18 protein-coding genes are annotated in these 19,526 nt (G+C 66.6%); 10 read left to right on the top strand and 8 right to left on the bottom strand.

The genetic code is table 11. The features are described from left to right. Positions 1-29 precede the first annotated feature (29 nt). On the bottom strand, positions 30-1,688 hold the full coding sequence (locus WG924_RS23400; RefSeq protein WP_345935462.1) for a Na/Pi cotransporter family protein: 1,659 nt from the start codon (positions 1,686-1,688) through the stop codon (positions 30-32). A 277-nt stretch (positions 1,689-1,965) separates the two neighbouring features. Between WG924_RS23400 and WG924_RS23395 the strand changes: the two genes are divergently transcribed. Together WG924_RS23395 and WG924_RS23390 are read left to right on the top strand one after the other, a co-directional pair. Next, entirely contained in the window at positions 1,966-2,301 is a 336-nt protein-coding gene (locus WG924_RS23395; protein WP_345935461.1) for an STAS domain-containing protein, read from the top strand. 57 nt (positions 2,302-2,358) lie between these two features. Further along, on the top strand, positions 2,359-2,799 hold the full coding sequence (locus tag WG924_RS23390) for an ATP-binding protein (RefSeq protein ID WP_345935460.1): 441 nt from the start codon (positions 2,359-2,361) through the stop codon (positions 2,797-2,799). Positions 2,800-2,812: 13 nt separating this feature from the next. Here the strand turns inward: WG924_RS23390 and WG924_RS23385 are convergent, their stop codons facing one another. After that, positions 2,813-3,040 carry a hypothetical protein gene (locus WG924_RS23385; protein ID WP_345935459.1) on the bottom strand — a complete coding sequence of 76 codons (228 nt, stop codon included), beginning with the start codon at positions 3,038-3,040 and terminating at the stop codon, positions 2,813-2,815. Here WG924_RS23385 and WG924_RS23380 point away from each other — a divergent pair. The 4 genes from WG924_RS23380 (at position 3,030) to WG924_RS23365 (ending at position 7,199) form a co-directional block, all read left to right on the top strand. Then, on the top strand, positions 3,030-4,505 hold the full coding sequence (locus WG924_RS23380; protein WP_372045113.1) for a circularly permuted type 2 ATP-grasp protein: 1,476 nt from the start codon (positions 3,030-3,032) through the stop codon (positions 4,503-4,505). The genes WG924_RS23385 and WG924_RS23380 overlap by 11 nt on opposite strands. 88 nt (positions 4,506-4,593) lie before the next feature. Further along, on the top strand, positions 4,594-5,541 hold the full coding sequence (locus WG924_RS23375) for an alpha-E domain-containing protein (RefSeq protein ID WP_345935458.1): 948 nt from the start codon (positions 4,594-4,596) through the stop codon (positions 5,539-5,541). 30 nt (positions 5,542-5,571) lie between these two features. Then, positions 5,572-6,408, top strand: a complete 837-nt coding sequence (locus WG924_RS23370) for a transglutaminase family protein (RefSeq protein WP_345935456.1) — start codon at positions 5,572-5,574, stop codon at positions 6,406-6,408. A 71-nt stretch (positions 6,409-6,479) separates the two neighbouring features. Further along, positions 6,480-7,199, top strand: a complete 720-nt coding sequence (locus WG924_RS23365) for a proteasome-type protease (RefSeq protein WP_345935455.1) — start codon at positions 6,480-6,482, stop codon at positions 7,197-7,199. A gap of 111 nt (positions 7,200-7,310) precedes the next feature. On the opposite strand, the gene WG924_RS23360 is transcribed toward WG924_RS23365, so the two are convergent. Both WG924_RS23360 and WG924_RS23355 read right to left on the bottom strand, forming a co-directional pair. Next, positions 7,311-7,496: a YqaE/Pmp3 family membrane protein gene (locus WG924_RS23360; RefSeq protein WP_188574638.1), complete on the bottom strand. Its 186-nt coding sequence runs from the start codon at positions 7,494-7,496 to the stop codon at positions 7,311-7,313. Between the two features lie 186 nt (positions 7,497-7,682). Continuing rightward, on the bottom strand, positions 7,683-7,934 hold the full coding sequence (locus WG924_RS23355; protein WP_345935454.1) for a YMGG-like glycine zipper-containing protein: 252 nt from the start codon (positions 7,932-7,934) through the stop codon (positions 7,683-7,685). 336 nt (positions 7,935-8,270) lie between these two features. Here WG924_RS23355 and WG924_RS23350 point away from each other — a divergent pair, with 336 nt between their 5' ends. Next, positions 8,271-10,025 carry a uracil-xanthine permease family protein gene (locus WG924_RS23350; RefSeq protein WP_345935453.1) on the top strand — a complete coding sequence of 585 codons (1,755 nt, stop codon included), beginning with the start codon at positions 8,271-8,273 and terminating at the stop codon, positions 10,023-10,025. 72 nt (positions 10,026-10,097) lie between these two features. Here WG924_RS23350 and WG924_RS23345 read toward each other — a convergent pair whose 3' ends face one another. Further along, entirely contained in the window at positions 10,098-10,769 is a 672-nt protein-coding gene (locus tag WG924_RS23345) for a winged helix-turn-helix domain-containing protein (RefSeq protein ID WP_345935452.1), read from the bottom strand. 416 nt (positions 10,770-11,185) lie between these two features. On the opposite strand from WG924_RS23345, the gene WG924_RS23340 reads away from it, so the two are divergent. From WG924_RS23340 to WG924_RS23330, 3 genes are all read left to right on the top strand, one after another. After that, positions 11,186-11,563, top strand: a complete 378-nt coding sequence (locus WG924_RS23340; protein ID WP_345935451.1) for an NHLP leader peptide family RiPP precursor — start codon at positions 11,186-11,188, stop codon at positions 11,561-11,563. A 4-nt stretch (positions 11,564-11,567) separates the two neighbouring features. Further along, entirely contained in the window at positions 11,568-11,867 is a 300-nt protein-coding gene (locus WG924_RS23335) for a hypothetical protein (protein ID WP_345935450.1), read from the top strand. A gap of 273 nt (positions 11,868-12,140) precedes the next feature. Beyond that, entirely contained in the window at positions 12,141-12,755 is a 615-nt protein-coding gene (locus tag WG924_RS23330; RefSeq protein WP_345935449.1) for a YqhG/Tai3 family protein, read from the top strand. Between the two features lie 65 nt (positions 12,756-12,820). Here WG924_RS23330 and WG924_RS23325 read toward each other — a convergent pair whose 3' ends face one another. Genes WG924_RS23325 through WG924_RS23315 form a run of 3 tightly spaced genes read right to left on the bottom strand, consistent with a single transcriptional unit; the run spans position 12,821 to position 19,376 of the window. Next, positions 12,821-15,859 carry an NHLP bacteriocin export ABC transporter permease/ATPase subunit gene (locus tag WG924_RS23325; protein WP_345935448.1) on the bottom strand — a complete coding sequence of 1,013 codons (3,039 nt, stop codon included), beginning with the start codon at positions 15,857-15,859 and terminating at the stop codon, positions 12,821-12,823. Then, on the bottom strand, positions 15,856-18,123 hold the full coding sequence (locus WG924_RS23320; protein ID WP_345935447.1) for an NHLP family bacteriocin export ABC transporter peptidase/permease/ATPase subunit: 2,268 nt from the start codon (positions 18,121-18,123) through the stop codon (positions 15,856-15,858). The genes WG924_RS23325 and WG924_RS23320 overlap by 4 nt, the downstream gene beginning before the upstream one ends. After that, positions 18,120-19,376, bottom strand: a complete 1,257-nt coding sequence (locus tag WG924_RS23315; RefSeq protein ID WP_345935446.1) for an NHLP bacteriocin system secretion protein — start codon at positions 19,374-19,376, stop codon at positions 18,120-18,122. The genes WG924_RS23320 and WG924_RS23315 overlap by 4 nt, the downstream gene beginning before the upstream one ends. Between the last annotated feature and the right edge of the window lie 150 nt (positions 19,377-19,526).

Here is a 19,526-nt window from a genome sequence, read left to right as displayed (position 1 = left end):
TCATGACCCGAAAGTCACAGTGGGTACGGTCATCCCTCGCCGGCGGCGGAAAGCGGCGCCACCATGCCATTGTCCGCCGCATCCGACAGCGTGGTCTCAAGACCCTCGACCAGACTGGCCAGCAGCCAGAACAGGCGCTCGCACAGATTGGTCGCGTTCAGAAGCCGGGCACGATCGGCCGGCGGCATCTCCGCCTCGGCCGACAGATACTGCCGTCGCAGCCGCGTCATGATCTCGCCCCGGTCGCCGACCACGGCGGCGAGCATGGCGCGCTCGTCGGCGTCACCGCTGCGGGCTGCGGCACCAAGGGTCATCATGACCGCGTCGACACCATGCATGATGGCCGTGGCCACCCGGCCGATGGCGTCGGGGCGATCCATCTGGTCGACCAGAAGATCGACCAGATCGCCGAGCGTGCCCACCACCGCATCCAGACGGCGCTGGCCGGCGACGGCGACGTTCAGCCGCTCATAGCCCCCAGGCGACAGCCGGCCGCCGGCAATCTCGGTGAGATACAGGTCGATGCGGACCATGAGCTGCCGCAAGCCGTCATGGCGGAGTGCGATGATCCGGCGGCGCTGCGCCAGCGCCCCGTCGCGGGTGAGCACCGCGGTGAGATGCTCGACCTGCCCGATCAGGCGCCTCTGTTCAAGGATCGCCAGGTCCAGCGCACCTTCCGGATCGCCAAGCGCCAGATCGTCCAGAAACACCGGCTGCGCATCCGACTCGATCGCCGTCGACGGCCACAGCCGGGCGAGCGTGTCCGAAATCCGGCCAAGGAACAGCATCGAACTGCCGGCGCCAAGCAGGTTGAACAGCAGATACGACCATGCGACGCCACGGCCGGGATCCTGGGTCATCGTCGTGATCAGCGCCGCAGGCCCCACGGGTAGAGATGCCACCCGCTCGACCATCAGCAGCGGTATCACCACCGCGGTGCCGACCAGACCGAGCGACACCTGAAAGGCCGCCATCTGGCGCGCCCGGCCGGTCAGATGGCGGCTGAGCAGAAACATGTTGAGCCCGTTGCCGAGATTGGCACCGAAGGCCACCAGCATCGCCTGTTCGATGCCGAACAATCCGGCGCCGGCGAGCGTGACGCCCAGCATCCCCACGGCCGTGGCCGATTGAAGCAGCATGACCAGCCCCACCGACAGGCCGAAGATCAGGACGTCATGCCGCCCGGCGATCACCAGCAGATCGGTGACGATCGCCACCTCCGCCATCGGCGCGACCGCATGGCGCAACAGCCCCAGGCCATAGATGAGCAATGCGCCGCCCACCACCGCCGCCATCGGGTTGCGCAGCGCCGGGCTGGTCGCCCGCGCATAGGCGATGCCCGAGATGCCGAGGATCGCCAGAACCAGGGGCTGCATGTCGAACGAGGCGACGAACAACAGGCCGCAGACGCCGACATTGGTGCCAGACAACACGATCATCGCCCGCCGCAGGCGGATAAGGCCGGCCTTGATCAGGCCGACCATCAGAAACGTGGTGACCTGTGTCGACTGGGTGACCGCCGCAATGGCGACGCCGATGCCGAAGGCGCGGCCGGCATGATGGGTGTGACGCACCACAAAGGCACGCGCCCGCCGCCCCGTCAGCCGGGTCAGCGCATCGTTCAGGAAACGTCCGCCCAGGAAGAAAAGCCCCAGCCCGGCAGCCATCATGGTCAGTTCCGTCAGCATCCGGCAGCTTCTTCAGTTGTGATCACCGGCCAGGGGGCATCGGTTGTCGGCGCCGACCTTGCCCAATCCCGCCCCCGCTGACAATGCTGCATCTGCGAATGACACCCCCGCTTGCAGCCGGCTGACAAAACCCTTGGGCAAACTCCGTTCACCTGATATGGAATCCGGAACGGGTTTCGGGCTGGGGAGCGCAATCCGGTGACGACAGGCAGCCGCGACGCGGCGTCGGCGATCCATGGCGCCCCCGTCCCTCGACGGATATGTGACGGGAGCCAAGATGCAGATCGAGCGTCAGTCCACGGGAACGGTTGTCATTCTAGGCCCCAAAGGCCGCCTGGACGGGACCAGCTGCCCGGCCTTCGAGGCCGAGGTGCTCGATGCGCTCGACGCCTCGTCGGGCCGTCTCGCGGTCGATCTCGCCGGGCTCGACTATATCAGCAGCGCCGGCCTGCGCGTGCTGCTGATCGCGGCCAAGCGATCGAAGGCAAGCGGCGGCAAGGTGGTGCTGTCGGGCATGCGGCCGGAAATCCGCGAAGTCTTCGACATCAGCGGCTTCAGTGCCATTTTCGCGATCTTCGCGACCCGCGACGAGGCGGTGGCGACCTTCGGCTGATCAGTCGCCGGCCCATCGCATCAGGCGCGACCGCCACTGGACCCAGGGAACGGCCCGATGACCGCTGCAACCCAGATGGCCCTGGCGGCCGACCTGAGCGAACTGACCCGTCTCGCCGACAGGATCGAAGAATTCTGTGCGGCCAATGAAGTACCGCCGGCGGTGGCCTATCAACTGACCCTGGCCGCTGACGAGCTGATCACCAATGTCATCAGCTATGGCTTTCCCGACGGAGCGCCGGGCCTGCCGATTTCGGTGTCGCTGTCGGCCGGTGCCCCCGGCAGGGCCGAGGTCAGCGTGGTGATCAGCGACGACGGCCCCGCTTTCGATCCGTTCGCCGAGGCACCGCCGCCGATTCTGGAGGGCGATATCGACGACCGGCCGATCGGCGGCCTGGGCGTGCATCTGGTCCGCACCATGATGGATGACGTGAGTTATGCCCGCGAGGCCGGCCGCAATGTCGTGACCCTGCGCAAGCGCATCACCTTGGCTGGCTGATCGGCCGCCGGTTTCACGACGCGGACGGGACCGCCGCCAGTTCGACCACCGCTCCATTGCGGCCTGCAACCCGAAATAGCGCCCGGAACGCCGCCCGGAACGCCGCATGCCTGCGCAGCACAGTTGTTCTCTGCCGAAAAGATGGGCAGGATTCAGTCAGGGGGCGGCCGGCATCGGCAGAAATGCTGGCCGAGAGATCGATGGCATGACATTTGCTGGTCTGCCGGTCGATGATCAACACGGCGGAGGATGCGCTCTTGAGCGATGCGACTGACACCCGGATCTTCGACGAAATGAGCGGCTGGGCCGGCGCGGATCCCGACGCATTGCGCGCCGCCTATGCAGGGATCAGGGAATGGCTGGCACAAACGCCCCATGACCGCCTGCACCTGAAGCGCCGCGAGGCCGAGGTTCTGTTCAGGCGTATCGGGATCACCTTCGCGGTCTATGGCGAGGGCGGCGATCCGGAACGCATCCTTCCCTTCGATCTCGTGCCCCGGATCGTGACCGCCGACGAATGGTCGACGCTGTCCCGGGGACTGGCCCAGCGGGTGCGGGCGCTGAACGCCTTTCTCACCGACATCTATCACGCCCAGGACATTCTGAAGGCCGGTGTGATCCCGTCGGATCTGGTGCTGCGCAATGTGGGCTATCTGCCGCAGATGCAGGGCCTGCATGTGCCGGGCAATGTCTATACCCACATCGCCGGCATCGATCTGGTCCGCACCGACGAGAGTGATTTCTTCGTGCTGGAAGACAATGTCCGCACGCCCTCGGGCGTGTCGTACATGCTGGAAAACCGCGACGTGATGATGCGGCTGTTCCCCGACCTGCTGTCGGCGCATCAGGTACGTCCGGTCGATCATTACCCGTCGAGCCTGCGCGACACGCTGTGTTCTGTGGCGCCGCCCAACATGGCGGGCGCACAGCCGACCGTGGTGCTGCTGACACCCGGCATCTATAACAGCGCCTATTACGAACACACCTTCCTGGCCGATCAGATGGGCGTGGAACTGGTGGAAGGCCAGGATCTGTTCGTGGCCGAGAACAAGGTGTTCATGCGGACCACCGAGGGCCCGAAACGGGTCGACATCATCTATCGCCGGCTCGACGACGATTTCCTCGACCCGCTGGTCTTCCGACCCGACAGCACGCTGGGCGTGCCCGGGCTGATCGATGTCTATCGCGCCGGCAACGTGACGCTGGCCAACGCGGTCGGTGCCGGCATCGCCGACGACAAGATGATCTATACCTTCGTTCCCGCCATGATCCGGTTCTATCTGGGCGAGGAGCCGATGCTGAACAACGTGCCGACCCGCTGGTGCGGCCGGCGCGACGATTGCCAGTACGTTCTGGAGCATCTGGGCGAACTGGTGGTGAAGGAGGTTCGCGGTTCGGGCGGCTATGGCATGCTGGTCGGGCCGAAATCGACCCGCGCCGAACAGGCCGCCTATGCCGAGCGGATCAAGGCCAATCCAGGCGACTTCATCGCCCAGCCGACACTGGCTCTGTCCACCTGCCCGACCCTGGTGGATGAAGGCGTGGCGCCGCGCCATGTGGATCTGCGCCCCTTCCTGCTGGTCGGCAGCAATGGCGTGTCGATGGTGCCCGGCGGCCTGACGCGGGTGGCCCTGCGGGAGGGTTCGCTGGTGGTCAATTCCAGCCAGGGCGGCGGCACCAAGGACACCTGGGTGCTGAACCACTGACCGGGCGGATGCGCGGCCATCCGCGCCACCTGCCGCATGCCGGGCCCTCGTGCCGGGCCGACCGAAGTTCTTTCCGGGACGTCCTTTGATGCTGAGCCGTACCGCCGACAACATCTACTGGCTTTCCCGAAACATGGAGCGGGCCGAGAACCTCGCCCGTATCCTGGAAGCCGCCCATCGCATGGCCCTGCTGCCGTCATCGGGTGATGGCGGCTATGACGAGTGGCCATCAGCCCTGATCAGTGCCGGCGTCTTCGCCAGTTTCGTGGCCAAGCATGGATCCGACGGCGTCGATCAGGCCCGTGTGGTCGACTATATCGCCTTCGACCGTGAGAACCCGTCGAGCATCCGCAGTTGCATCGAGACCGCGCGCCGCAATGCCCGGTCGGTGCGCACGGCGCTGACCACCGAGATGTGGGAGAGCATAAACAGCACCTGGATGGAGCTGAACAAGATCAATCCAGCCGATATTTCAGGCACGTCGCTGCGCGACTTCCTGGATTGGATCAAGGAACGGGTGACCCTGTTCCGCGGCAGCGCCTATGGCACGATGATCCGCGACGACGCCTTCTCGTTCATGCGGCTGGGCACTTATGTCGAGCGGGGTGACAATACCGCCCGCATCCTGGATGTGAAATACAACATCCTGCTGCCGCCCGAGGAGGCCGTCGGCGGCGCGGTCGACGAATATCAATGGATGTCGATTCTACGGGCGGTATCGGCCAACCGGTCGTTCCACTGGCTGTATCGCACCAATGTCCGACCCTGGCTGGTGGCGGAGTTCCTGATCCTGCGTCCCGAAATGCCGCGGTCGCTGATCGCCTGCGTGCGCGAGGTGGATCATCAGTTGGACCAGTTGGCGAAACTGTATGGACGTCGGGCGGAATGTCATCGCCTGGCCGGCCAGTTGCACGCGCAGCTGACCTATGGCCGCACCGAAGACATCTTCCAGGCGGGCTTGCACGAGTTCCTGACAGACTTCATCATGCGCAATGCACGATTGGGCGATGAGATTCAGCGCTGCTATCTGTCGTGAACGGGTTTCACGACGCTCTGAGGTAACCCCATGCGCCTGACCGTCGAGCACCAGACCATCTATACCTATGGCCGACCCGCCCGCTATGCCATCCAGGCCCTGCGGCTGACTCCGCCCGACACCGATGCCCAGCGCGTGGTGTCGTGGCGGATCGATGTGGAGCCGGCGGCGCACATGGTGGCGATGGTCGACAGCTTCGGCAACCGGGTCCATCAGCTGAGCCTGGATCGCGAGCATAACCGTCTGGCGGTCACGGTTCGCGGCGTGGTCAACACGCGCGACACGGCCGGCATCGTCGGCGCCGACCTGCCAGATCGGCTGTTGCCGGCCGTGTTCCTGCGCGAGACACCGCTCACCGCGTGCAGCGGCGCCGTCCGGGCCTTCGCCGATGACATCGCCCCGATCCTGGATGCCGACGGCCCGGTTGCCGCGATGCACGCGGTGATGACGGAAACCGCCCGCCGGGTGGCCTATGTCAAGGGCGCGACCGACGCGCGGACCACCGCGGCACAGGCGCTCGATCATGGCCGCGGCGTCTGCCAGGACCATGCACACGTGTTCATCGCCGTGGTTCGTGCCCTCGGCCTGCCGGCCCGTTATGTCAGCGGCTATCTGTCGCCTTACGACGATGACAATGCCGCCGGTCCCGGCGGAGAAGCCAGTCATGCCTGGGCGGAAGCCTGGCTGGCCGGGCTGGGCTGGGTGGGGTTCGACCCCAGCAACGGCATCAGCCCGACCGGTTCCTATATCCGGCTGGCCCACGGCCTCGATTACCTGGATGCCGCACCTGTGCGTGGCATCCGTGTCAGCGGCGACCAGGAACAACTGGCCGTCCGCGTCCACGTCACAGAACAGGCACAGCAGTGAAGCCGCCGCGGCCGCGGCCACCCATGAGCCAGCCTTTCGACAGCGCCCCTGTAAGACGGATTCCCAAACCCATGACATACTGCGTCGGATTGAAGATGCGTGCCGGGTTGGTCATGCTGGCCGACACCCGTACGAATGCCGGCGTCGATAATATTTCGACCTACCGCAAAACCACCCTGTGGGGCCGGCCGGGCAAATCGGTGCTCTGCCTGACCGCGGCCGGCAATCTGGCACTGACCCAGGCGGTGGTGAACCGGCTGCGGCGCGGCCTTGAAGACGGCCGGCACCTGGACGACGCCACCGACATGGTCACTGCCGCCGAAATCGTCGGCGCGTCGATCCGCGCCGTCCATCGCGCCGACGGCCCGGCATTGGAGGCACATGATACGGCCTTCAACGTCACATTCCTGCTGGGCGGCCAGATGCGCGGCGAGAGCGTGCGGCTGTTCCAGATCTATTCGGCCGGCAATTTCATCGAGGCGATGAGCGATACCCATTATCTTCAGATCGGCGAGCACAAATACGGCAAGCCGATTCTGGACCGGGTCATGGGGCCGGATACGCGTATTCACGACGCGATCAAGCTTGCGATGATTTCGATGGACAGCACATTGCGCAGCAATCTGTCGGTGGGCATGCCGATCGACCTGACGGTGATCCGCGCCGATACCTTCGAATACGATCTGGAGCGACGGATCGACGAAACCGACCCCTATTTTCTGACCATCCGCCAGCGCTGGTCTGAAGCTCTGCGCGCGGCCTATCTGGATCTGCCCGATCCCGAATGGTGACCGAAGTACCCCGATCGGGCCCCTCGTCAACAGAAAGCCCCGGACCTGATAGCCAGATCCGGGGCGTTCCGCGTGTCGGCCATGGCCATCGCCCGCAAGCGACCGCCGGGATCAGCGACGGGTGATGATCCACACGGCATGGATAATACCGGGCAGCCAGCCAAGCAGTGTCAGCAGAATGTTGATCCAGAAATGCTTGGTCAGGCCAACTTCCAGCAACACGCCCAGTGGCGGCAGGATCACCGCCACAATGATTCTGAACAGATCTCCGAGAAAACTGTCCTGACGTCCCTCCATGGATAACCTCCGTGCTGATGGCCGTTTCACCTCGGGCGGATGATCGCGGCCTGATGCCATGGGCCTCGTGTCATACGAAACCGCAGAGCTACAAGTAGGAAAGGCGGCGGGTCGCGTCGACCTCACCGCCCGTGATGTTTCTGCGACGACGCCGCGGCCGCCGGGGCCGCGGCGTCATCAACCGGGTCAGTCGCCGATATCGATGTCGTCCTTGTCGGTCAGGGCGCCGGTCGCACCACCGGCGACACCACCGAGCAACGCACCGCCCAACACGCTGCCACCGGTCGCCGCACCCACGGCCGCACCAGCGCCGGCGCCGAGGCCGGCACCTGTCAGCCCGCGGCGTTCCGGCGAGTTGCCGCACGCGGCGAGGGCGAGCGCTGCGACGCAGACGGTGACCGCGGCAAGGGTCTTGGTCTTGAGCTTCATGGCGGACATGGATCGGTGCTCCTCAAGCTGGGGACCGTCGCCGCGCTTCCTGCCGTTGACGTTCGGGGATGCAAGAGCGGCCGACGCCGTATGGCGCCCGGGGGTGCGACGATCAGAGGCGCGGTGTGGTCCGCGCCATCGACATGCCAACAACATAGGGCGAATAGTCCGGCTTGGCGTGAAGCAAAGATAGGACGCCTGTGAGCACGGGATCCGATGCCGCAGATGATACAGGTCGATGTCCAGTCATACCATTGACACAGATAATTTGGCTTTTCATGCGCACGCGACCTAGGATGAACAACTCACCGGAAACGACGCTTTGACAAAGGATTTGGCGCCCCGATGAAACCTGAAGGTATTTTCTTCGGCGTGGACGATCAGCCGCCTCTTGGCACCCGGATTGGCTGCGCGCTCCAGCATGTCAGCCTTCAGGCCGTGGGTCTGGTTTTCCCGATTCTGGTCGTCGCCGCGTCGGGCCGTCCCGATCTTCTGGCGACGGTGGTCGCCGTGTCGCTGGCCGCCCTGGGCATCGGATCGATCCTGCAGAGCCTGCGCGGCCGAATGGGCATCGGCTCAGGCTATCTGATCCCCTGCACCTTCACCGCCGCCTATCTGCCGGCCAGCCTTGCCGCAGCCGAACTGGGCGGGTTGGGGCTGGTGCTGGGCATGACCATTTTCGCGGGCTGTGTGACCCTGGTGCTGTCGCGTGCCGTCCATCGCCTGCGCGCCTTCCTGCCCAGCGAGATCGCGGGCTTCGTGGTGGTGATGATCGGCATCATTCTTGGTGAACTGGGGGTGGCGCAGTTGTTCGGCGCCCTGCCCTATGACGCACCGGCGGTCCGGGGGCTGGCGATCGAACACCTGGCCGGGGTGGCAACGCTGTGCATCACGATCGGGTTGAACATCTGGGCCCGTGGTCCGTTCCGGATGTTCTGCGCGCTGATCGGCATCGTGACCGGCTATGCGCTGGTCGCGATCCTGGCGCCCGAGGCCCTTGGCCGCAGCACCGCCATCACCGCCACGCCCTTCTGGCAATTGAGCTGGCCGGTCGCCGCGCCGCGCTTCGATCTGCTGATGGTGGTGCCGTTCACCATCGGTGCGATCGCCTGCATGCTGCGGGCAACCGGCGACATCATCACCGCCCAGAAGATCAATGCCACCGACTGGGTGCGCCCGAACACCACATCGATCCGGTCGGGCATCGTCGCCGACGGTATCGGAACGATCATTGCCGGCCTGATCGGCACCGTGGGGCTGAATACCTATTCGGCATCGATCGGGGTGTCGCGCGCAACCGGCGTCACCGCCCGCAGCGTCGGCACGGCCACCGGCATCGCCCTGATCATTCTGGCGCTGGTGCCCGGCGTGCCGCAGCTCATCGCAGCCATGCCGGCCCCCGTGATGGGCGGCGCGCTGATCTTCGCCTCGGCCTTCATCATCCTCAGCGGCATCCAGATCATCACCCAGCGCATGCTCGACAGCCGGCGGATCATCACGCTGGGCATCGGGCTGGTCATGGCGCTGGCCCATGATATCCATCCGCACATCTTCGACGACGCCCCCGCCGTCGTGCAGCCCCTGCTGTCGTCATCGCTGGTGGTGGGCGTGCTGACGGTGCTGGCCCTGAACGCGCTGTTCCGCATCGGCGTCCGCCGCAGCGCCGTTCTGGACATCACCACGACGCCACCGGCCGGCACGGCCGCAGCCGGTACCGATACCGCCATCGACATGGCCGACCGCCTGCAGACATTCATGGAACAGCAGGGCGGTAGCTGGGGCGCCCGGCGCGACGTGGTGCACCGTGCCACCTCTGCATTGATGGAGGCGCTGGAACTGATGCCCGAGCTGACCGGCGGCACCGGCCCGGACACGGCGCCCGCACGATTGCGGCTCAGCTTCGACGAGTTCAACCTGGATGCGGTTCTGTCATGGCAGGGGCGACCGTTCACGGCGGCGTCCGGCATCGATCCGCTCAGCGCCGCCGAAGCCGGCGATCACGCGGCGCTGGCCCGCGCTCTGATCCAGCGCTATGCCGACAAGCTGACCATCACAGAGGACAATGGCTGGCAGGTTCTGAGCCTGCACTTCGCCCATTGACGGGAACGCCCCGGGCCGGCAACCCGGACTGGGGCGCAATACGCTGGATTCCGGATGATAAAGGCGCCCCGATCAGTCGGCGGTGATGCGATACCCGACGCCGGGCTCGGTCCGGATCAGGTCGAGTTCGCCGGTGCCACGGTCGAGCTTGCGGCGCAGGCGGCTGATCAGCGTGACCACTGTGCGGTCGCTGACGGCATCGGCCCGCTTCGACACCACTTCCAGAAGATATTCCCGCGTCACCGCCCGGCCGCCCGCCTGAACGATGGCCGCCAGCAGATCGAATTCACCACGGGTCAGGCGCACGACCTCGCCCGACGGATCGCTGATTTCCCGCCGGGTCAGATCGATGGTCCAGCCACGGACATGGCGGACATCGGCGCCGATCGATTCCGGCATCATCCGGCGGCGGCGCTGGACGGCCCGCACCCGTGCGGCAAGTTCCCGCAAGCTGAAAGGTCGCACCAGGAAGTCGTCCGCACCCATGTCGAGTGCGATCACCCGCTCGACCTCGTCATCACGCTTGCTGACCAAGACCAGGGCCGGCTGTCCCTGCGACAAGATGCGCCGCCCGAGCGCAAGTCCGTCGACCGTGCGGCCATCGCAGTCGAGCACCACCAGATCGACCGGCCGTTCGACAAGCAGGTCGACGGAACCCTTAGTGGCAATCAGGGCCGTCGCAATAAAACCAGAGGTTTTGAGATGGTCCGATATCCTGCGGGCTTCGCCAATGTCTTCCGACAAGACGGCAACACGGTCTCTGGGTTCAGGCGGCATTGCCACCCCATTCTGCCGCAGAGCCACGCCTCTGCCCCCGATCCACTCCGGACGGCGGTTAACTCCGCCGGCCCTACCCTTGGAATGCTTGTTACATCGCCTTATATACCGATTGCCAACTGGTTGCATCCTGAAAAGGTGGTGCCCCGTTCAGGGTATTGCCTTGGTCGGCCGGAGCGGCAGCGCCACCCCGCGGCAATCATACGAGACGCTTTGTCACAGGCCGGTCCGGCTTGCATTTCGTTCCCCTGCGTAAATATATCGGATGCCCCATAAACGACCATTGACCGCAGCCGTGCCGGCAATTACCAAACACCCGGCGGATGTCGTTGAATGGCTGTGCGAGTGGGCCATTCCGCACGCTGAGGGCCCATGGCGACGAGATGATGAGCGATAAGGGTACGGCTTCAAACCAACGGGTGACTGAGGAATTGCGCAAGCGTATCGGCGAGATCATCGACCATGCGTGGCGGGATGCGGATTTCCGTGCCTTGTGCCAGGCCGATCCGCGCCGTGCCCTTGCAGCCCACGGAGTTGAGGTGCCAGAGAACCTGACCCTGGTGGTGGTGGAAAACACCCCTGATCAGGTTCACCTCGTCATCCCACCGGCGGCGCAGGCAGCGCATGATGACGGCGCCTTGGCGGACGACGCCTTGGAACAGGTGGCAGGCGGTACCGGCGGACAGCCGGCCGTCAGCGATAACGGCCTGCTGATCCTGGGCTCGTCCGGCCTGACCCTTGGCCCATCGGGAGGACGTTGAACCAATGGCTGATGTCACCCAGCGTCTCGCCGACCTGCTGCGCCAGGCCGCATCCGATGCCGACCTGCGCGCGCGGCTGCGTCACGACCCGCTGGCGGCCCTCGCCGATGCCGGGCTGGACGTTCCGGAGGGATGCGAGGTGACCGTGCTGGAAGACCGGGCCGAGCTGATGCATCTGGTGCTGCCGTCGCCGCTGATGGCCTATGATGATATCGATGAGGGCAATGTCGGCGAGGATATCGTGACCGTGGGCAAGGCCGCCTTCGCATCAGGGCTGTTTCCGCGCGCCGATCCGGGCAGATGACCCGCATATCGCGACATCGCCACAGCGATCATCGCCCATCCCCCCTCTGACCCGCCCCCCTCTGAAATGGCGGCCATCCTGGCCGCCATTTTCATGAGCGGACCGCGGACTGGAAGCACGCGCGCTGAGCCTGAATGTGCCGTATCATGATCCATCAGGCGATTATGAGGCGGTGACATGGCGCGTCTTCGTGAACCCCGTCACGGGCAAGTGACACGGAACACTGACGATGGCGGCGTCGTCAGGCCGGCCGGAGGGCGGCAGAGGCGGTGCGTGGCAGGACTGGCAGTGCTGGTGACCCTCGCGCTGCCGATCACCGGCACAGGTATCGCACGGGCGCAGGAGGAGTATGGGTCCACCCGCGACGCCGAGGCACGCGCCGCCCGCGCGGCTGCGGCCGAGGATGGCGTGGCGGTGGCCGCCATGGGCGCCGCTTTCTGCGCCGTCTATCCCGATATCCGGGGCGGCGGCCTGCCCGACCCTGAACCGCGCATGCGGCTGGAGCCACTGCTGACGCTCGCCTTCGACGGCGCGCTGGACGCGGCCGGCCATCTGCGTGACCGGGCGATCAGGCGCGCCCCCGGCGACAAACCGCCTTTCGTGGATGGCGATCTGTTCTCAAGCCTGTTCGAAGGCGCCACCGACTGTCAGGCCGGTGCCGTAACGCTGGGCCGGCACACGGCCGGCGTGGTTCTGCATTATCGCTATGCCCAGGGCACCACACAGATGGGCTGGACCGATCGCCTCACCCTGCTGCGCACCGACGATGGCTGGCGGATCGATGACGTGGTCTATGGCGGTAGCTGGGATTTCGCCAGCCGCGGCAGCCTGCGGAGCGCGATCGAGGCCGCCGCCGCCGAGGATGCCGGGCTGACGCCGCCTGACTGACGCCGCCCGGCTGAAGCCACCCACCTGACCACCGGATCGGCGCCAAGCGGCCATGCGGCCGGACGTCAGAGCAACTGCCGACGGGCAAGGGCTGCGAACTCGCCATCCATCTCCATCAGGCTGCGATAGTCGCCCTGTTCGATCAGCCGGCCGTTCTTCATCACATGAATGCGGTGGGCATCCTGGATGGTCGACAGCCGGTGGGCGACGACGATCCGGGTCATGTTCAGCTTTGAAATGCTCTCGTTGACGATCGCCTGGGTGCGGTTGTCGAGTGCGCTGGTCGCTTCGTCCAGGATCAGAATGCGCGGGCGGTGGACCAGGGCGCGGGCGATCATCAGCCGCTGACGCTGACCGCCCGACAACGCGCTGCCGCCTTCGGACAGCATGGTGTGCATGCCCATCGGCAGCGCGCGGATATCGTCTTCCAGGCCGGCGAGCCGTGCCGCGGCCCAGGCGTCGTCATGGGTCAGCGGCCACGATCCCACGATATTGTCGAAGATGCTGCCGGCCATCAGCCGGCCGTTCTGCAGCACCACGCCGAACTGCCGGCGCACGGCGGTCAGGTCCAGCCCCGCCAGGTCCATGCCGTCGAAATAGACGCCGCCCGCCTGTGGCTGTTCGAACCCCAGCAGCAGGCGCAGCAGGGTCGATTTGCCCGATCCGCTTTCCCCCACAAAGGCGACATAGCCGCCGGCCTCGATGGTCAGCGACAGGTCCGACAGCACCGGCGGCGCATCCGGGTCGTAATGAAAGGTCAGGCGGGAAAACTCGATCCGGCCGGTGATATCGCCGGGATCGGCCCGATCGGGGGTCACTTCCGGCTCTTCCTGAAGCAGAGGCGCCACCCGTTCATACAGCGGCACCACGGCCAGCAGCACGCCCGCCGTGGTGATCAGCGAGGCCAGAGCCGTCGAGAACTGGGCGAAGGCGGCCGTGAAGGCCATGAAATCGCCGATGCCAAAGGCGCCCGCACCCGGCCCGCCCACCAGCAACACCGCCACACCCATATAGATGACCAGCATCGCCGCCACGGGGAAGAATTCGGCCAGCGCTGCCTGAAGCGCGCTGTTCAGCCGCACCCGATAGGTCAGACGCTTCTTTTCGGCGAAGGCGCCGGCCCAGCGGCTGAAGGCGCGCGGCTCGCTGGCCGAGATCCGGATCTTGGACAGGCCGGTGAGCAACTGGAAGACCAGCCCCTCGATCCGACCGCCCAGGCTCATCAGCCCGCGTTGATCGGGCAACTGGCGGCGCAGCAGCAGCACGGTCGCCAGCACCTGCACCAGCACCACACCCAATGCGACGATGGCGAGTTTCCAGCTATACCAGAACAGCAGCGCCAGACTGGCCACCGAAAACATCGCATCCAGCCCGACCTGCAGGGCCGAACCGGTGAGCAATTCGCGGATCGCCGACACGCTGTTGGCGCGATCGGCCAGGTCGCCGCCGCTATACCGCCGGAAAAACGGCGCCGGCAGGGCCAGAAGCCGGTCCCAGACCGCCGACTGCACCGCACTGTCCATATTGGCCTGGATCCGCAACAAGGCGATGCCGCGGACCAGCGCGAAAGTGAGGATGCCAAGCGCGCCGGCAAGCAATGCCAGTACCACCCAGAGATGGGTGACGACATCGGCGCGCGGAATAACGGTCGAGAACAAGGCCCCGCTGGCGATCGGGGTCAACAGCCCGATCAACCCGGCCAACAGGCCGGTCGTCACCACCGTCGAGACATCGTCCTCCAGCCCCTTCAGGCCAAAGCGCCAGACCTCGGACACAGACATCCGCCGGGCCGGGAACGGCCGATAGAGCATCCAGCCCTCGCCCGTCAACCCGTCGGCGATCGCGGCCGTGACCGGCCGGCCCGCACTGCCCGGCGGGTCTTGTGCCGGGTCGACCAACCGCCAGCGCCGCCGGCCATCGGGCAGCACAGCCACCGGCCGGCCCTGTTCATGACCACGCCCGTCCTGTTCAGCAGCGCCCGGCTCGCCGATGAACCCAACGAATGCGGCGCCAGGCATCTGCCACCACGCGCCCGACAGGGTGATGCGGCGGCAGCGCAGCCGCAGGCTCTGCGCCACGTCGATCACCCGCCGGCCGCGCGGCCGTGCGCCCCGGGTGGTGGGGTCGATACCGGTCGCACGCGCCACCAGATCCACCGCCATCACCAGCGGCGTGGCCCCGTCTTCGGCCGCGCCGAACGCCGGTGCCCCCGGCGGATCGAGCAGGCGGCCGATGCGACCGAGCGCACCCTCGAAACGCCGGCGGCTGGCGTCGCGGCGGGCTTCCAGCCGGCCGCTGCCGCTTTCGGCCACCCGCGACAGCCGCAGGGCCAGGGCGATCAGCACCATCCGGTGCAACTGCGCGAGGCCGTCCCAGGCCAATCCCCGGAAGACGGCGGTGGGTGTATAGGCCGGCGACAGGATCACCTGCTCGACGGTCTCCACCCACAACTGGCGGGCGATCGGTACCGGCGGGTCGTTGCGGCCGAACTCCAGCGCCGGCAGACCCATCAGCCGCAATCGGCCGCTGTTGCTCTGCACCCAGATCACGTCTTCGGGCTGGGGCCCCAGAATCCGGCCTTCCGGGATATGCTGGCCGGGTTCGGCCTCCAGCAGCTCGGCGGCCCGGGCACCGGCGCCGGGCAGCGCCACCTCGGCCATATGGGCGATCCACCGGTCCAGCCAGTCGACCACGATCAGGTCCAGGTCGCCGTCCTCAAGATCGGCGCGCCGCGCCTCGAACAGTTCGGTGCCCATCACCGCAACCGCCCGCAAGGTCAGCTCGGCGCCCTCCTCGACCGCGACCAGCGCGCCTTCGGCCGGCACCCGTCCCGGCGAGAACACCAGTTCGCCCGCCGGCACCCGGCAGACATGCTGGCCGACGCCGATCACCTCGCCGTCGCGCACCGGCACCGCGTACAGGTCGACCGCGCCTTCCAGCACCAGCCAGATCACATCAGGCCGGTCGAGCAGAAACGGGTTGTGATATCCGACCTGGCGCCGCACGCCGCTGATCTTGGCCAGCAGCTCGGCCTTGGCCTCGACCAGTGCCGGATCGATCGGCGGCAGGTCGTCGGCATCGGTCATGGCGACCGGCGGGCTCATGCGTCCACCGCCGTCTGTTCCGACCGGATCAGCCGGGCATAGGGGCCATCCTCGCGGATCATGTCTTCGTGCCGGCCACGTTGGACGATGCGGCCACGCTCCAGCACGATGATCTCGTCACAGTCGCGAATGGTCGACAGACGGTGGGCGACGATCAGGCAGGTGCAGCCCCGATGACGCAGATGCTCGTCGATCTGCTTCTCGATCTGGGTGTCCAGCGCGCTGGTGGCTTCATCCAGGATCAGCACCGCCGGATCGTTGACCAGGGCGCGGGCGATCTCCAGCCGCTGACGCTGGCCGCCGCTGAAATTCACCCCGTTCTCGGCGACCGGGCTGTCATAGCGGCCGGGACGCGCCTCGATCAGATCGAGCAGGGCGGCGTCGCGCAGCGCCCGGGTCACCGCCGCCTCGTCGATGGTATCGTCCCACATGGTGACGTTCTCGCGCACGCTGCCTTCGAACAGGAAGATATCCTGATCCACCGAGGCGATCGAGCCGGCGAAATAGGCATGGGGCAGGTCTTCGGCCGGCACGCCGTCGAACAGCACCCGGCCGCTCCAGGGGCGATACAGACCGCAGACAATCCGGGCCACCGTCGATTTGCCGCTGCCCGATCCGCCGACCAGAGCCACACGCTGGCCGGGACGGATGGTCAGCGAGATGTCGTTCAGCAATGGTGCCTCCGACCGGTTATAGCCGAAGGTCAGGTTCTCGATCCGCACCTCGCCCCGCAGCCGTCGCGGCAGCGGCCGGCCGTCGGTGCGATCGATCGCGAGCACGCTGTCGGTGCTGGCAAGCGAGGGATCGGCATCATAGCGCAGCACGTCATCGATCCGCGCCACCTGCCCCTTGATGCCATGCAATTCGCCGCCGAATTGCATCAGACCCGCGACCGGCGCTGAGAAACTGGCCATAAGGGTCTGAAATGCAACCAGACCACCCACCGTGATCGCGCCCGACATCACCTCCAATCCGCCGATGCCAAGAACGACCGCGGCACTCAATGCCGCCATGAAGGCGGGCACCGCATTGACCCAGGCGGTGATCCGGCCGACCTGCTGAAGGGCGTTCAGATAGCGGGCATGCACCCCGGCCCAGCGGGCGAAGAAATCGCTTTCACCACCGCTGGCCTTCAGCGTCTCGACCATCTGAATGCCGCTCATCGAGGTGGCCGCGAGTGCCCCCTGCTCTCGCGCCAGCCGGCGGCCGCCATCCTCACGCGCGCGCTGGGCCAGTTTCAGCACCACGGCATTGGTCGCCGCCAGACCGATACCGACGGCGCCCAGCAGCGGCGAATAGCTGAGCATCACCAGGCCATAGAAGCCCATGGTGATCAGACCGACCGCATTGACCGCCAGTTGCCCCGACAGGATCTGCGCGATCCGGTCGCCTGCGTCCACCCGCATGGCGACATCGCCGTGATAGCGTTGCGAGAAGAACGCCACCGGCAGGCGAAGAACATGCCATAACAGCTTGGCGGAGCCCGCGATCGCGAGCTTCAGCTCCAGCCGCGCCAGATAGCGCATCTGCGCCCAGGTCAGCGCGGCGCGGACCAGTGCCGTGATCCCCATGCCGATCAGCAGCGGTTTCAGCCAGTCCTGTTCATGGCCGATCAGCACCCCGTCGACGAACAGCTTCGAGAACACCGGCAGCGCCAGACCGGGCAATACCAGCATCAGGGTGATCAGCAGCACCAGCGTCAGCGCCGGGCCGCTGCCCCGCAACCGTTCAGAAAACGCCGCCCACAGCCCCGGCGGCCGGCCGGCGCGCTTGAAGGCGGGGGTCGGCTTGAACACCAGACAGACGCCGGTGAAACCCAGATCGAACTCCTCGATCGTCATCCGCCGCGGCCCCATGGCCGGATCGTTGATCCACACCCGGTCGGCCTTGGGGTCGATGCCCTCCAGCACCACGAAATGATTGAAGTTCCAGAAGATGATCATCGGGAACGGCAGCGTGGTCACCGTCTCGGGTTCACGCCGGAAGCCCTTGGCTTCAAAGCCGAACCGCCGGGCGGCCCTCAGCAGGTTGGCGGCCTTCGACCCATCGCGCGACACACCGCATTCGCCGCGCAGCACTTCCAGCGGCAGCCACAATCCATGATGGGCCATCACCATCGCCAGTGCCGCCGCCCCGCATTCCGTGGCTTCCATCTGCAGGACCGTGGGTACACGGAAGCGCCGTCCGCCCTTGGGAGCATTGGGCCGGATCAGGGTGTCGGTGACGGGCTGGGCGGCAGGCCCGGGTCCGGCGGCGGTGGTCAAAGCCCGGTCCATTCCTTGAGCAGCGGCACGACCATGTCGATCGGCCGGCTGGTCGAGGTTTCGACCTCGACGGTGGCAAGCGTGCCGCCGGACAGAACCAGATCAGCGCCCTTCGACGAGGTCCAACGATAGCCGGACAGCGCATCCGGATCGCGGTCCAGCCGGATCCGGGCCAGGAAGGGCGGCCCGGCGGTGACGAAGCTCTGTGCCAGCGACGGGTTGTCGACCACAGCGCGGATACCCTCCATCGATACCGGAAAATCGGAAATCGACACCACCTCGCCCTTAAGCGATCCGAAAGCCTCACGCGGGGCCGAAGACGGGTTGATCTGGGCCGGCATGCCCGGTTTCACCGATTTGCCGTCCCTGGGCGCCACGAACAGCACCACTTCAAGGCTGTCGCCGCCGGTCTGAAGGGCCAGAATCGGCTGACCGGCGGTAACCCGCGCACCGGCAAGCTGCTTCAATTCGATCACCCGCCCGGTTTCCGGCGCCAGCACCACCCCACCCCGGCTCGACCGTGCCTGAAGTTCGCCGACCCGGCGCCGGGCCTCGGCGATCTGGCCTTGCAGCGCGTTGCGGCGGCGTTCGCTATCCAGCGTCGCCTCCAGTTCCCGCGCCCGCAGATCGGCAGCACCGGTCTCGATCTCTGCCAGATCCTGGCGGGCTGCGGCCACATCGTCGCGCGCGCGCGCCAGCGCGTCACGCGACGCCACGCTCTGCGGCGGCAGGGCCTCAAGATCAGCCAGCCGCTGTTCCTGATAGGTCAGGCGAGCCCGCGCCGCCGCGAGCCGGGTGCGCAAGGCCTCGGTTCGGGCAGCCATCGCCGCCTGCCGCAGCGCCGTCTCGCGCGCCAGATCGGCCTCCAGGCCGCTGAGCGCCGCCTCACGCTCGGCCACCACTGCCTGCTGGTTCTGAAGCTGCAATGCCAGATCGGGATTGGCGATCCGGGCCACGGCCTGGCCTGCGGTCACCGCCCCGCCGATATCGACCAGCACGTCCGACAACACGCCCTCGCCCTGGGCCACCGCATCCAGCAGCCGGCCACCTTCCGCGATCAGCAGGCCCTGGCCGGCGGTGCGGTTGGGGATCTGGCCCACCACCGACCAGACGACCACCCCGGCGAGCGCCAGAGCCACGAACGCCGTCGCGGCCCAGCCGCGCGGCGTGGCGACCGTCAAGGCCTGATCAAGCTGTTCCGGGGATGACAGCCGCTCAAGCGCCGCCTTTCGGAAGATACCGCTGGCACTCATCTGATACGGACACAGCCTCTGGTCGTCGGGAGCCCCGGACCGGATGCCCGGCGGGGCGGATGCAATGATGATACGCGCCACGCGGTATCGGCACTCTCGGCACTCGGAAAGAAGCTAGCGGCAACCGCCCGCCCCTGTCCATGGCGGCCG

The sequence above is a fragment of the Tistrella arctica genome (assembly GCF_039630945.1).
Lineage (GTDB): Bacteria > Pseudomonadota > Alphaproteobacteria > Tistrellales > Tistrellaceae > Tistrella > Tistrella bauzanensis.
Note: the sequence above shows the minus strand (reverse complement) of the source record. Positions and strands in the feature narration are given on the sequence as shown.